This window comes from Variovorax sp. RO1, from assembly GCF_002849325.1.
In the GTDB taxonomy this organism is placed as follows: Bacteria; Pseudomonadota; Gammaproteobacteria; order Burkholderiales; family Burkholderiaceae_C; genus Variovorax.
In genome coordinates, this window is sequence record NZ_PKMT01000013.1 from 1 (window position 1) to 13055 (window position 13055).

The 13055-nt window shown below is 68.1% G+C and carries 11 protein-coding genes and 1 pseudogene; 11 read left to right on the forward strand and 1 reads right to left on the reverse strand.

The genetic code is table 11. The annotated features are described in order from the left end of the window. From CY658_RS32220 to cydX, 10 genes and pseudogenes are all read left to right on the forward strand, one after another. Positions 1-109, forward strand: a pseudogene (locus CY658_RS32220) (electron transfer flavoprotein subunit beta/FixA family protein); the annotation flags it as partial. Positions 110-122: 13 nt separating this feature from the next. After that, positions 123-1055, forward strand: a complete 933-nt coding sequence (locus CY658_RS32225) for an electron transfer flavoprotein subunit alpha/FixB family protein (protein WP_101494033.1) — start codon at positions 123-125, stop codon at positions 1053-1055. Between the two features lie 88 nt (positions 1056-1143). Beyond that, positions 1144-2934 carry an acyl-CoA dehydrogenase gene (locus tag CY658_RS32230; protein ID WP_101494034.1) on the forward strand — a complete coding sequence of 597 codons (1791 nt, stop codon included), beginning with the start codon at positions 1144-1146 and terminating at the stop codon, positions 2932-2934. A gap of 80 nt (positions 2935-3014) precedes the next feature. Beyond that, positions 3015-3977, forward strand: coding sequence for an NAD(P)H-dependent flavin oxidoreductase (locus CY658_RS32235; protein WP_099796370.1), 963 nt, complete (start codon positions 3015-3017; stop codon positions 3975-3977). 74 nt (positions 3978-4051) lie between these two features. After that, positions 4052-5146, forward strand: a complete 1095-nt coding sequence (locus CY658_RS32240) for an acyltransferase family protein (protein ID WP_101494041.1) — start codon at positions 4052-4054, stop codon at positions 5144-5146. A 156-nt stretch (positions 5147-5302) separates the two neighbouring features. Next, the gene (gene cydD, locus CY658_RS32245) at positions 5303-7000 is read left to right on the forward strand and encodes a thiol reductant ABC exporter subunit CydD (protein ID WP_101494035.1); all 1698 of its coding nucleotides are present in this window, start codon (positions 5303-5305) and stop codon (positions 6998-7000) included. Then, positions 6997-8709: a thiol reductant ABC exporter subunit CydC gene (cydC, locus tag CY658_RS32250; RefSeq protein WP_101494036.1), complete on the forward strand. Its 1713-nt coding sequence runs from the start codon at positions 6997-6999 to the stop codon at positions 8707-8709. The genes cydD and cydC overlap by 4 nt, the downstream gene beginning before the upstream one ends. 56 nt (positions 8710-8765) lie before the next feature. Further along, positions 8766-10385, forward strand: coding sequence for a cytochrome ubiquinol oxidase subunit I (locus CY658_RS32255; protein WP_101494037.1), 1620 nt, complete (start codon positions 8766-8768; stop codon positions 10383-10385). Beyond that, on the forward strand, positions 10382-11536 hold the full coding sequence (cydB, locus tag CY658_RS32260) for a cytochrome d ubiquinol oxidase subunit II (RefSeq protein WP_101494038.1): 1155 nt from the start codon (positions 10382-10384) through the stop codon (positions 11534-11536). Before CY658_RS32255 ends, cydB begins: the two co-directional genes overlap by 4 nt. A gap of 18 nt (positions 11537-11554) precedes the next feature. Then, positions 11555-11704 (forward strand): cytochrome bd-I oxidase subunit CydX, encoded by a 150-nt coding sequence (gene cydX, locus CY658_RS32265; protein ID WP_101494039.1) that lies wholly within the window; start codon positions 11555-11557, stop codon positions 11702-11704. 33 nt (positions 11705-11737) lie between these two features. On the opposite strand, the gene CY658_RS32270 is transcribed toward cydX, so the two are convergent. Continuing rightward, positions 11738-12328, reverse strand: a complete 591-nt coding sequence (locus CY658_RS32270; protein ID WP_101494040.1) for a GbsR/MarR family transcriptional regulator — start codon at positions 12326-12328, stop codon at positions 11738-11740. A 186-nt stretch (positions 12329-12514) separates the two neighbouring features. Between CY658_RS32270 and CY658_RS32275 the strand changes: the two genes are divergently transcribed. Continuing rightward, a partial coding sequence (locus CY658_RS32275) for an ESPR domain-containing protein (protein WP_219589623.1) occupies positions 12515-13055 on the forward strand: 541 nt, incomplete at its 3' end.

Below are 13055 nucleotides of genomic sequence, written 5' to 3' on the forward strand. Positions count from 1 at the left end.
CCTGAAGACCCTCAAGGTCAGCGAGCCGCCGAAGCGCGGTGCCGGCATCAAGGTGCCTGACGTTGCCACCCTGGTGGACAAGCTCAAGAACGAAGCCAAAGTGATCTGAGGAAGAAACGAACATGACCGCACTCGTCATTGCCGAACACGACCACGCCAGCATCAAGCCGGCCACCCTCAACACCGTGACCGCCGCCCTGGCTTGCGGTGGCGACGTCCACATCCTCGTGGCCGGTGCCAACGCCGCCGAAGCCGCCAAGGCCGCCGCGCAGATCGCCGGCGTGTCCAAGGTGATCGCTGCCGACAGCGCCAGCCTCGCTGAAAACCTCGCCGAGAACGTTGCAGCGCAAGTGCTCGCGATCGCCGGCAACTACAGCCACATCCTGTTCCCCTCGACCGCCAACGGCAAGAACGTCGCCCCGCGCGTGGCCGCCAAGCTCGATGTGGCTCAGATCAGCGACATCACGAAGGTCGACAGCCCCGACACGTTCGAGCGTCCGATCTACGCCGGCAACGCGATTGCCACCGTGCAGAGCACCGACGCCACCAAGGTGATCACGGTGCGCACGACCGGCTTCGATGCCGCAGCCGCCACCGGTGGCAGCGCAGCGATCGAAACGGCTGAAGGCGTTGCAGACAGCGGCAAGAGCAGCTTCGTCGGCCGCGAAGTCACGAAGAGCGAACGCCCTGAACTGACCGCCGCAAAGATCATCGTCTCGGGCGGTCGCGCCCTGGGCAGCGCCGAGAAGTTCACCGAAGTGATGGCCCCGCTGGCCGACAAGCTCAACGCAGGCCTGGGCGCCAGCCGCGCAGCCGTCGACGCAGGCTACGCGCCGAACGACTGGCAAGTGGGCCAGACCGGCAAGATCGTCGCGCCGCAGCTGTACATCGCCGCAGGCATCTCGGGCGCCATCCAGCATCTGGCCGGCATGAAGGACTCGAAGGTCATCGTCGCGATCAACAAGGACGAAGAAGCACCGATCTTCTCGGTGGCCGACTACGGCCTCGTGGCCGACCTGTTCGTGGCCGTGCCGGAACTCGTGAAGGCGCTCTGATCGCTTCAGCGCATTGAGCCAGAAGGCATCGTTCGCGATGCCTTTTTTACATCTGCCGCGTCCGCCGCGGCCCCTGGAGAGAAGAGACATGAGCTACACCGCCCCCCTCAAGGACATGCTGTTCGACATCGAGCACCTGGCCAACATCGGCGAGATCGCCAAGCTGCCCGGCTTTGAAGACGCCGGCCTCGAAACCGCACAGGCCGTGCTCGAAGAGTGCGCGCGCTTCAACCAGGACGTGGTGGCGCCGCTCAACGTCGAAGGCGACCGCAACCCCTCGTCCTTCAAGGACGGCGAAGTCACCACCAGCAAGGGCTTCAAGGACGCCTTCGCGCAGTACGTGTCGGGCGGTTGGCAGGGCCTGCAGCATCCGGCGGACTTCGGCGGCCAAGGCCTGCCCAAGACCATCGGCGCGGCCTGCGGCGAAATGCTCAACTCGGCCAACATGAGCTTCGCGCTGTGCCCGCTCTTGAGCGACGGTGCCATCGAGGCACTGCTCACCGCCGGCTCCGACGAGCTCAAGGCCATCTACCTCGAGAAGCTCGTGAGCGGCCAGTGGACCGGCACGATGAACCTCACCGAGCCGCAGGCCGGCAGCGACCTGGCCATGGTGCGCAGCCGCGCCGAGCCCCAGCCCGACGGCACCTACAAGGTGTTTGGCACCAAGATCTTCATCACCTACGGTGAGCACGACATGGCCGAGAACATCGTCCACCTCGTGCTCGCGCGCGTGACTGGCGCGCCCGAAGGCGTGAAGGGCATCAGCCTGTTCGTGGTGCCGAAGTTCATGGTCAACGCCGACGGTTCGCTCGGTGCGCGCAACGACGTGCACTGCGTGAGCATCGAGCACAAGATGGGCATCAAGGCCTCGCCGACCGCGGTGCTGCAGTACGGCGACCACGGCGGCGCCGTCGGCTACCTCGTGGGGCAGGAGAACCGCGGCCTCGAGTACATGTTCATCATGATGAACTCGGCCCGCTACGCCGTGGGCATGCAGGGCATCGCTATTGCCGAGCGGGCGTATCAACACGCCGTGGCCTACGCGAAAGACCGCGTGCAGAGCCGCCCGGTCGACGGCTCGATCAACGCCAGCGCGCCCATCATTCATCACCCCGACGTCAAGCGCATGCTGATGACGATGCGCGCTTACACCGAAGGCTGCCGCGCGATGGCCTCCGTGGCCGCTGCCGCCTACGACGCCGCGCACCATCACCCCGATGCCGACGCGCGCAAGCAGAACCGGGCCTTCTACGAATTCATGGTGCCGCTGGTCAAGGGCTACAGCACCGAGATGAGCCTCGAAGTGACCTCGCTCGGCGTGCAGGTGCATGGCGGCATGGGCTTCATCGAGGAGACCGGCGCAGCGCAGTACTACCGCGACGCCAAGATCCTCACGATCTACGAAGGCACCACCGCGATCCAGGCCAACGACCTCGTGGGCCGCAAGACCGCACGCGACGGCGGTCAAACGGCCAAGGCGATTGCCGCGCAGATCGAGAAGACCGAGGCCGAGCTCGCCAAGAGCGACAGCGCTGCAGCCGCAGCCGTCCTCAAGCGCCTGACCGCCGCGCGCCTGGCGTTCATCGACGTGGTCGACTTCGTCGCCGGCCAGACCAAGGCTTCGCCGAACGCCGTGTTCTCGGGCAGCGTGCCGTACCTCATGCTCGCGGGCAACCTCGTGGCCGGCTGGCAGCTCGCGCGTTCGCTCATCGTGGCGCAGGACCAGGCCTCGCACAACGTCGACGTCGCCTTCATGCAGGCCAAGATCGCCACCGCGCGCTTCTACGCCGAGCACATCCTGAACAAGGTGCCGGGCATTCGCGACAGCATCGTCGAAGGCGCCGAGAGCGTCACGGCGCTGGCGCTCGAAGCGTTCTGACGCGCGTGCCGCTGTCGCCCATCTGACGGGCGGCAGCGGCCCCTTGCTCTTATAAAACCGAACCCCTTTCCGGAGACGACATGTCCAAGCTGCCTTCTGTTCTCGCGAACCTCCCGTTGCCGATCATCGGCTCGCCGCTGTTCATCATCAGCAACCCCAAGCTCGTGATTGCGCAATGCAAGGCCGGCGTGGTCGGCTCGATGCCGGCGCTCAACGCACGCCCCGCGGCACAGCTCGAAGAGTGGCTGATCGAGATCACCGAAGAGCTCGCGGCCTACAACAAGGCCAACCCGGACAAGCCGGCCGCGCCGTTCGCCATCAACCAGATCGTGCACAAGAGCAACGACCGCCTGGAGCACGACATGGAGATGGTCGTGAAGTACAAGGTGCCGATCGTGATCACCTCGCTGGGCGCGCGCACCGACGTGAACGACGCGGTGCACAGCTACGGCGGCGTGACCTTGCACGACATCATCAACAACAAGTTCGCGCAGAAGGCGATCGAGAAGGGCGCCGACGGCATCATCGCCGTGGCAGCCGGTGCCGGCGGCCACGCGGGCGTGAAGAGCCCGTTCGCGCTGGTGCAGGAAATCCGCCAGTGGTTCGACGGCCCGATCGCGCTGTCGGGCTCCATCGCCTCGGGCGGCGCGGTGCTCGCGGCGCAGGCCATGGGCGCCGACTTCGCCTACATCGGCACCGCCTTCATCGCGACCGAAGAAGCGCGTGCGAGCGACGACTACAAGCAGGCCATCGTGGACGGCAACTCGGACGACATCGTCTACTCGAGCCTGTTCACCGGCGTGCACGGCAACTACCTGGCGCCCAGCATCGTCAAGGCCGGCATGGACCCGGCCAACCTGCCCGAAGGCGACGTGACGACCATGAACTTCGGCGGCGGCGAAGGCAGCAAGGCCAAGGCCTGGAAAGACATCTGGGGCTCGGGTCAGGGCATCGGCGCGATCACCGAAGTGGCGAGCGCGGGCGCCTTCATCGAGAAGCTCAAGCGCGAGTACCAGGAAGCACGACAGCGATTGGCACTTTGAACAGTTCGCACGCACCGGCCGCGACCGTCGCCACAAGCGGCGTCGGAGCGGTCGTGCCTGCGCGGCAGGGGCGCATGCCTTTGCTCGATGTGGTCAAGGGCCTGGCCTGTGCGTTGATCGTCGGGCACCACCTCGCGCGCTACGGCCCGATGCCGGCCGGTGCGCAGGTGCTTGCGCCCGATTTCTTCGGCTGGCTGGCGGACGACGGCCGGCTCGCGGTGCAGGTGTTCCTCGTGATCGCCGGTTTTCTTGCCACGGCGAGCCTCGCACCCGACGGTGTGCTGCGCGTCGACCGGCCGTTCTTGCGGATCTTCCAGCGCTATGGCCGGCTGGTCATGCCGTACCTCGCGGCGCTCACGGTGTGCGTGCTGGTGGCCGAGGTGGCGCGGCCGTGGCTCGGTGAAGAGGTCGTGCCGGCCGAGCCGAGCCTCGGCCAGATGCTGGCCCACGGCCTGTTGCTGCAGGACTTGCTGAACTACGAGTCGCTGTCGACCGGCGTCTGGTACGTGGCCATCGACTTCCAGCTGTTTGCGCTGGCGCTCGCGCTGGTCGGGTTGCCCGCCGTGCTGCGGCAGCCCACCTCTGCCGCGCGTTGGGCGCCGGTGGCGCTGGTGTTCATCGTGGCCGTGGCTTCGCTCGCGCTGTTCAACCGGCAGGCGCGGCTCGACGACACGGCGTTCTATTTCTTCGGCGCCTACGGGCTCGGCATGCTGGCGTTCTGGGTCGGCCGCGTCACGCGCGCCAGCACCTGGCACGGCGCCGTCGCGCTGTTGGCGCTGGTCGGAGTGGGCGCGCTCATGATCGACTGGCGCAGTCGCATCGCCATCGCGCTGGTCACCGCGCTGCTCATTGCGGTGGCGCAACGCCGGCAGTGGCTGTCGCCCGCGCACTGGCCCGTAGCCGCCGTGCCGCTGCAGCAGCTGGGGCGCATTTCGTATTCGCTGTTCCTGATCCACTTCCCGGTGCTGCTTGCCGTGAATGCGCTGGTGGCAGGCCTGGGGCCGCACGGGCCGTGGGTCGATCTGCTCGGCCTGGTCGCGACCTTCGGTCTGTCGGTGGGCGCCGCGGTGCTGCTGTACCGGGGGGTCGAAGCCCGGCCGGCCTCGGTGCGCAGCGTATGCACACTTTTTGCCGCATTGCTCGTCAGCGGCCTCATCGTGTCGTACTGAAGCGCGCCGCGCCCGCTCGGGCGCGGACCTTTTTCTCCCCGATTCTTTGCAAATCTGTTGCCTCGGGGCTTCCGAGCGGGCAGTCTCCGTGTTTCGTCACCTGTGTGTATGATTGTGAATCTTTCAGGAAATACTGAAAATACACAAACTCAAGGAATGACAGAACAAACGCCGCCACGATCGCCGCTGAAGGCTTTCACTTCGCCCGACATCGGCAGCGTGGTGCAAGGCGCCGCCGCGCTTGCGTGGTTGCCGCAGGCGGCGTTGCTGGCGATGGCGGTCCAGGGGCTGGCAAGCGGTGAGGGCATGGCGGCCGTGCTGTGGCCGGCGCTGGGCATCCTGTTGTGGGGCCTGCTGCGCGCGGGCTGCGAAGCCTGGGGCGTGCGCCGCACCTTCGGGCGCGCGCGGGCGCAACTGACCACCTTGCGCGCGCAGACCGCGTCGGCATTGGCGGCGGGCTCGCCGCTCGACCGCGAACGTGCGCCCTCCGGCCTCGCGGCCAGCGTGCTCGCCGAACAGGCCGAGGCGCTGGTGCCGTACCTCGTGCGCTACCAGCCCGCGCGTTGGCGTGCGACGGTGGTGCCGCTTTTCCTGCTTGCTGCCGTCGGCTGGTTCTCGTGGGCTGCCGCGCTGGTGCTGCTGGTGGCGGCGCCGCTGATCCCGATCTTCATGGCCATCGTCGGCTGGCGCGCCAAGGCGGCCAGCGAGGCGCAGATGGTCGAGATGGGCGGCATGAACGCCTTCCTGCTCGACCGCCTGCGCGGCCTCGCCACGCTGCGCGCGCTCGACGCCGTCGATGCCACGGCCGACCGGCTCGGCGCCTCCGCGCAGTCGCTGCGCCAACGCACGATGGCGGTGCTGCGCATCGCGTTCCTGTCGTCCGCGGTGCTGGAGCTGTTCTCCGCGCTGGGTGTGGCGCTGGTGGCGGTCTACATCGGTTTTCATCTGCTGGGCTCGCTCGGCTTCGGCGCGTGGGGCCAGCAGCTCAGCTTGGGCGAAGGCCTGTTCGTGCTGTTGCTGGCGCCGGCGTTCTTCGAGCCCTTGCGCGAGCTGTCGGCGGTGTGGCACGACCGCGCAGCGGGCGAGGCGGCGTTGAAGGTGCTCGACGACCTGCAACGCGGCGCACTGCCGTTGCCCGGCGCGGGCGTCGCGGTCACGCGCGCGGCCACCGGTGCCGCCGGCGCGGGCGCCGCACCGACCGTGACGGTCCATGCGCTGCATTTCTCGTGGCCCGGCGAGGCGACGGCGCTCTTCGACGGGTACGAACTGCGCATCGGCGCGGGCGAGCACATCGCGCTGACCGGCCCCAGCGGATCGGGCAAGACCGCGCTGCTCTCGCTGCTTGCGGGGCTGATGCCGGCCACACGCGGCGAGATCGCCATCGGTGGCGTGCCGCTCACCGAGCACACGGCCGCCGCGCTGCGCCAGCGCACGGCGTGGATGGGGCAGAAGCCCCACGTCTTCGCCGGATCGGTCGAAGCCAACGTGGCGCTGGGCCGTGCCGACATCGGCGCGCCCGAGGTGGCCGAGGCGATGCGTTTCGCGGCGCTTGATGACGTGGCGCAGGCCCATCCCGGCACCGCGCTGGGCGAGGGCGGCAGCGGCCTGTCGGGCGGCGAGGCCGTGCGGCTGGCGCTGGCGCGCGTCGCGGTGCATCCGCAGGCCGACCTGATCCTGGCCGACGAGCCCACGGCCCACCTCGACACCGCCACCGCCGCGCGCGTGGCCGACGCGCTGGTGACGCTCGCCCGTGGTCGGACATTGATCGTCTCGACCCACGACCCGGTGCTGGCCGCACGCATGGACCGCGCCGTGAACCTCGGGCCGCAATCGCTGGTGGAGAAGGCCGCATGAGCAGCAGCGCGACCCGTACCCCTCGTTGGCGCGACCTGCGCCTCGTGCTGCGTCCCTTCCTCGCGACGCAGCCGCGTGCCTTGCTGCTGGGCTGTCTGTTGGCTGCTGTCACCGTGCTCGCGGGCATGGCGCTGCTGGGCCTCTCGGGCTGGTTCATCACCGCGACCGCGCTCGCGGGCCTGCATGCGGCCACGGCTTTCACCTTTGATGTCTTCATGCCGTCGGCCGGCATCCGGCTGCTCGCACTCGGACGCACGGGCTCACGCTACGGCGAGCGGCTCGTCACGCACGACGCCACCTTCGCCGTGCTCGCCGAGCTGCGCGTGCGGCTGTTCCGTGGCTGGGCTCGGCCCGAGGCCGCGCGCGATTTGTTGATGCGGCCGGCGCGGCTGCTGTTCCGCCTCACGTCCGACATCGACGCGCTCGAGTCGCTCTACCTGCGCTTGTTCGTGCCCGCCGCTGCGGCGTTGGGCGCGGCGCTGTTGGCGGGCATCGTGCTCGGGTTCATGCATGTGGGGATGGGCGTGGCGATCGCGCTCTGGCTCTGCGCCATCGGCTGGGGGTTGGCGTTCCTCATCGCGCGGCGTGCGCGGCAGCCGGCGCGGCAACGCGCGCATGCCGTCGAGGCACTGCGCGCGCGGGCCGTCGATCTGGTCGCAGGCCAGGCCGACCTCGCGATGGCCGGCCGGCTCGACGCCCAGCGCGCCGCGCTGATGAATGCCGACGCGCACCTCGCGCAAGCCGACCTCGCACTGAACAAGCTCGAAGCCGCTGCTGGTTTCGCCTACGGCAGCGCCGGCACCCTGACGCTGGTCGGCGTGTTGCTGGCCGTGGGTGCGCTGGTGAGCGAAGGCGTCATCGGCGCACCCGGCGCGGCGCTCGCGTTGCTCATCGCACTGACCGCCACCGAACCGTTTGCGGCGCTGCGGCGTGGCGCGCTCGACGCAGGTCGCACGTGGCTGGCGGTGCGTCGGCTGGCACCGCGCCTGGACCCCGCAGTGGAGGAGGGCGCGCGCCCATTCCACACCGAGCAAACCGCAGCGGTGCAGGTCGACCAGCTCACCGTCATGCACCCCGGCAGCCTTGTCGAAGTGCTCAGCGGCGTGTCGCTGCATCTGAATGCCGGCGAGCGCGTTGCATTGGTCGGCGCCAGCGGCGCAGGCAAGTCCACGCTGCTCTCCGTGATCGCCGGCGACCTCACACCGCGTGCCGGCCAGGTGCAGGCGCAACCGGCCTGCCTGCTGACCCAGCGCACCGAACTTTTCCAGGACAGCCTGCGCGACAACCTGCGCCTTGCTGATCCGCAAGCCAGCGACGAGCGCCTCTGGGCCGTGCTGCACGCCGCCGGCCTTGACACCGACGTGCGCGCGCTGGCCACCGGCCTCGACACGCGCCTGGGCGAAGGCGGCCTCGGCCTCTCGGGCGGGCAGTCGCGCCGGCTCGCGCTCGCGCGGCTGCTGCTGCGGCCCGTGCCGCTGTGGCTGCTCGACGAACCCACCGAGGCGCTCGACGCCGCCACCGCGCACGACGTGCTGCAGCGCCTGGCGCTGCAGGCCGGCCCGCGCACGCTGCTGATCGCCACGCACCTGCGCCGCGAAGCCGCGCTGGCCGACCGCCTCGTGTGCATGGCGCAGGGTCGCATCGTGGCCGACCTGCATCGTGGCACCGAGGCCTTCGAGGCCGCACTGCGCGGCCTGCGCCCTGATTGATTGACCGATCGACCGACCGAGCAACGAACGAACAGAACACATAAAGGAAGCCCCCCATGGACCTTGACATCGTCGCGCTCTCGCGCCTGCAGTTCGCCGTGACGGCGCTGTACCACTTCCTGTTCGTGCCGCTCACGCTCGGACTGTCGATCATCCTGGCCATCATGGAGACGGTCTACGTGATGACCGGGCGCGTCATCTGGCGCGACATGACCAAGTTCTGGGGCGTGCTGTTCGGCATCAACTTCGCGATGGGCGTGGCCACCGGCATCGTGATGGAGTTCCAGTTCGGCATGAACTGGAGCTACTACAGCCACTACGTCGGCGACATCTTCGGTGCGCCGCTGGCCATCGAAGGGCTCATGGCCTTCTTCATGGAAGCGACCTTCGTGGGCCTGTTCTTCTTCGGCTGGGACAAGCTCTCGAAGGTGGGCCACCTCACGGCAACGTGGGCCGTGGCCATCGGCTCCAACTTCTCGGCGCTGTGGATTCTCATTGCCAACGGCTGGATGCAGAACCCCGTGGGCGCGGCCTTCAATCCGGCGACCATGCGCATGGAAGTGACAGACTTCGCCGCCGTGCTGACCAACCCGGTGGCACAGGCCAAGTTCGTGCACACCGTGTCGGCCGGTTATGTGTGCGCCGCGGTGTTCGTGCTCGGCGTGTCGGCGTGGTACCTGCTCAAGGGCCGGCACATCGAACTGGCGAAGCGTTCGATGACCGTGGCCGCATCGTTCGGCCTGGCCGCCGCGCTGTCGGTGGCGGTGCTCGGCGACGAGAGCGGTTACCTCTCGGGCGAACACCAGAAGATGAAGCTGGCCGCCATCGAAGGCATGTGGGAGACGCAGCCCGCGCCCGCTGCCTTCACCGTGATCGGCTTCCCCGACCAGAAGGCGCGCGAGACGCACTACGCCATTCACATCCCGGCGGTGATGGGCCTCATCGGCACGCGCTCGCTCAACACGGTGATGCCTGGCATCGACGAGCTCGTGAAGCGCGCCGAGGCCCGCATCCGCGAGGGCCTGAAGGCCTACGACGCGCTGCAGAAGATCCGCGAGGCCGGCGGTGCCGACAAGGTGACGCAGGGCGTGCGCGGCGACTTCGAAGAGAACGGCATCAACATGGGCTACGCGCTGCTGCTCAAGCGCTACGTGGACGATCCGCGCCAGGCCACCGACGAGCAGATCGCCAAGGCCGCGTGGGACACCGTGCCGCAGGTGGCGCCGCTGTTCTGGCTGTTCCGCGTGATGGTGGGCATCGGCATGCTGCTGATTCTGCTGACCGGCACCTTCTTCGTGCTGTCGGCGCGCCGCGCGCTCGACCGCCACCGCTGGTTGCTCAAGGTCGCGGTGTGGGCGATTCCTCTGCCGTGGATCGCCATTGAATCCGGCTGGCTGGTGGCCGAGTACGGTCGCCAACCCTGGGTGATCGAAGGTGTGCTTCCGACCGCAGTGGCCGTGTCGAACCTGGGCGTGACGACCTTGCTGATCACGCTCGCGGGCTTCATCGCGATCTACACCACGCTGCTCATCATCGAGATGAAGCTGATGCTCAAGGCCATCCGCAAGGGGCCCGAGGTCGAGCATGCGCCCACCGAGGGTGATGCGCGCTCGCACATTCCGCCGGCGCGTGCCGCCACGTCTTCCTCTTCTGCCTCGACCGGGAGCGCCGCATGATCCTCCACACACTCCTCGACTACGACACCCTGCGCTTCATCTGGTGGCTGCTCATCGGCGTGCTGCTCGTCGGCTTCGCGGTGACCGACGGCTTCGACCTGGGCGCCGGCATGCTGCTGCCTTTTGCCGCGCGCAACGACATCGAGCGTCGCGTCGTCATCAACAGCGTGGGCCCGGTGTGGGAAGGCAACCAGGTCTGGCTGATCCTGGGCGGCGGCGCCGTCTTCGCGGCCTGGCCGCAGCTGTACGCCGTGTCGTTCTCGGGCTTCTACCTGGCGATGTTCGTGATTCTGTCGGCGCTCATCTTGCGGCCGGTGGCCTTCAAGTTCCGCAGCAAGCGCGAGTCGCCGCAGTGGCGCGCGCGCTGGGACGGCGTGCTGTTCTTCAGTGGCTTCGTGCCCGCGCTGATCAGCGGCGTGGCCGTGGGCAACGTGCTGCAGGGCGTGCCGTTCCGCTTCGGCGCCGACATGCACATCTTTTACGACGGCGGTTTCTTCGGCCTGCTGAACCCCTTCGCCATCCTCTGCGGGCTGGTGTCGGTGGCGATGCTGGTGATGCATGGCGCGGCCTGGCTGCTGCTCAAGACCGAAGGCCCGGTGGCCGAGCGCGCGCGCAGCTACGGCATGGTCGCGGCCGTGCTCACGCTCGTGTTCTACGCGCTGGCCGGTGTGTGGCTGGCGATGGGCGTCGGGGGCTTTCGCATCAGCAGCGTGGTCGACACCGTGGGCCCGTCGAACCCGATGCTGAAGACCGTCGAGCTGCATGCCGGCGCCTGGATGGGCAACTACGCGGCGCACCCCTGGACCATTGCCGCACCGGCAGCAGGCTTCGTCGGCACGCTGGGTGCGCTGCTCGGGCTGGTGCTGCGCCGGCCCGTGCTGGCGCTGCTCACCGCGGCGCTGGGCATTGCCGGCATCATCCTCAGCGTGGGCGCGTCGATGTTCCCGTTCATCCTGCCCTCGTCGATCGACCCGCGCGCCAGCCTCACGGTGTGGGATTCGTCGTCGAGCCACCTGACGCTGTTCATCATGCTGGTGGTCACCGTGATCTTCATTCCGATCATCATTGCCTACACCACCTGGGTCTACCACGTGCTGTGGGGCAAGGTCGACGAACAAGCCATCCGCGACGACAGCGGACACGCCTACTGAAACGGGAAGGAAAAAGAGATGTGGTACTTCGCCTGGATCCTCGGCCTGCCGCTGGCAGCCGCCTTCGCCGTGCTCAACGCCATGTGGTACGAACTCATGGACGACGAGGCCATCCGCAAGGAAAAGCTCGGCGTGCCGGAAGCCCCGCAGGGGCAGGAACGGCTGTGAGGGCGTAGCGTCCTCTTTGCCTCGCGGTGCGGCTCAGTCTTCGCCCGCGGGGCCCTTGCTCTTCTTTGACGCACCGCCCGTGAGGCGGTCCTTGAGCGTCAGCACCTTCGTCACCGTCGCGCCCATGCCCATGAGCTGCATCGCAGTCTCGGGCGCCAGGCGCTGCACGTCGTCGAACCACTTCATCAGCCGGTCGATCAGGTCGTGCATCTCGCGCATGCGGGCCTGCGCGTGGCGCTCGGCGTCGCTCGTGGGCGATTCGAGCAGCGCGTTGCGCAGCATCGAGAGCGTGGGCTCGATCTCGCGGCGGCGGCGCTCCTCGGCCAGCACGCGGAAGATTTCCCACACGTCCTTCGGCGCCTCGAAGTACTCGCGGCGGTCGCCCGCGTGGTGGCGCAGGTGCACGAGGCGCCAGGCCTGCAACTCTTTCAAACCCATGCTCACGTTGGAGCGCGAGAACTCCAGCAACTCGGCGATCTCGTCGGCATTGAGCGCGCGCTCCGACAGAAAGATCAGCGCGTAGATCTGCCCGACGGTGCGGTTGATGCCCCACTTGCTGCCCATCTCGCCGAAGTGGGCGACGAACTGGCGGTTGAGGGGAGGGAGTTCGGGTGCGGTGGCCATGCGGCGGATTGTCGCGCCGGATTGCTGGACGTTCGGAAGTTTCCGAAAACCCAGCAAGGCGGTGGGGTGCATGAATAACCAGTTCTGGTGATAGGTCGGAAACAATTTATTTACAAAAATAAACGTTTCCTGACGATTCGCCCATTTTTGGTGCGGTCGGCCTCTCTTTTCAAGGTTTTTCTCCCCATGAACAAAGCACATCGCAGCCTCTGGAACTCGTCGCTGGGGGCCTGGGTGGCCGCACCTGAAACCGCGCGTGCCTCGGGCAAGTCGGGCGCGGGCTCGACGGTGCGTGCGGCTGTCCTGGCCGCGGGCCTGACCGTGGCCGGCGCTGCCGCACTGGCTGCCGGGGGCGCAGGCGGGGCAGGGGATTTTGAGAGTGGTGGCGCGGGCGGCGATGTGGGGCAGGCTGGTGCTTCGACGTTCTTTGGCGCTGGTGGTGCGGCCGGTGCGTTGCCGGGCGCCAACGGAGCCGATGGTGTACTCAACCCTACGCCGACGGCGGCCGGCGGAGGTGGCGGTGGCGCGTCCGGTACCTCGCAGTCGCCGATCGGTGGCAATGGCGGCAATGGCGGCGAAACAACAGCCGGCGGAATCGAGAGCTACGGCGGCGGCGGTGGCGGTGCGGGTGGCCATGGCTACGTGGCATCCACCGATGTCGTCAACGCGCTGGCAGCCCAAGGCGGGAATGGCGGCAACGGCAGCGTCGGACTCACTGGTGGTACCG

Coding starts and splice junctions, on each gene's coding strand:
- cydC (WP_101494036.1), top strand. CDS start 6,997: ATGAGCAGCAGCGCGACCCGTACCCCTCGTTGGCGCGACCTGCGCCTC.
- CY658_RS32240 (WP_101494041.1), top strand. CDS start 4,052: ATGCCTTTGCTCGATGTGGTCAAGGGCCTGGCCTGTGCGTTGATCGTC.
- CY658_RS32270 (WP_101494040.1), bottom strand. CDS start 12,328: ATGGCCACCGCACCCGAACTCCCTCCCCTCAACCGCCAGTTCGTCGCC.
- CY658_RS32225 (WP_101494033.1), top strand. CDS start 123: ATGACCGCACTCGTCATTGCCGAACACGACCACGCCAGCATCAAGCCG.
- cydB (WP_101494038.1), top strand. CDS start 10,382: ATGATCCTCCACACACTCCTCGACTACGACACCCTGCGCTTCATCTGG.
- CY658_RS32235 (WP_099796370.1), top strand. CDS start 3,015: ATGTCCAAGCTGCCTTCTGTTCTCGCGAACCTCCCGTTGCCGATCATC.
- CY658_RS32230 (WP_101494034.1), top strand. CDS start 1,144: ATGAGCTACACCGCCCCCCTCAAGGACATGCTGTTCGACATCGAGCAC.
- cydX (WP_101494039.1), top strand. CDS start 11,555: ATGTGGTACTTCGCCTGGATCCTCGGCCTGCCGCTGGCAGCCGCCTTC.
- CY658_RS32255 (WP_101494037.1), top strand. CDS start 8,766: ATGGACCTTGACATCGTCGCGCTCTCGCGCCTGCAGTTCGCCGTGACG.
- cydD (WP_101494035.1), top strand. CDS start 5,303: ATGACAGAACAAACGCCGCCACGATCGCCGCTGAAGGCTTTCACTTCG.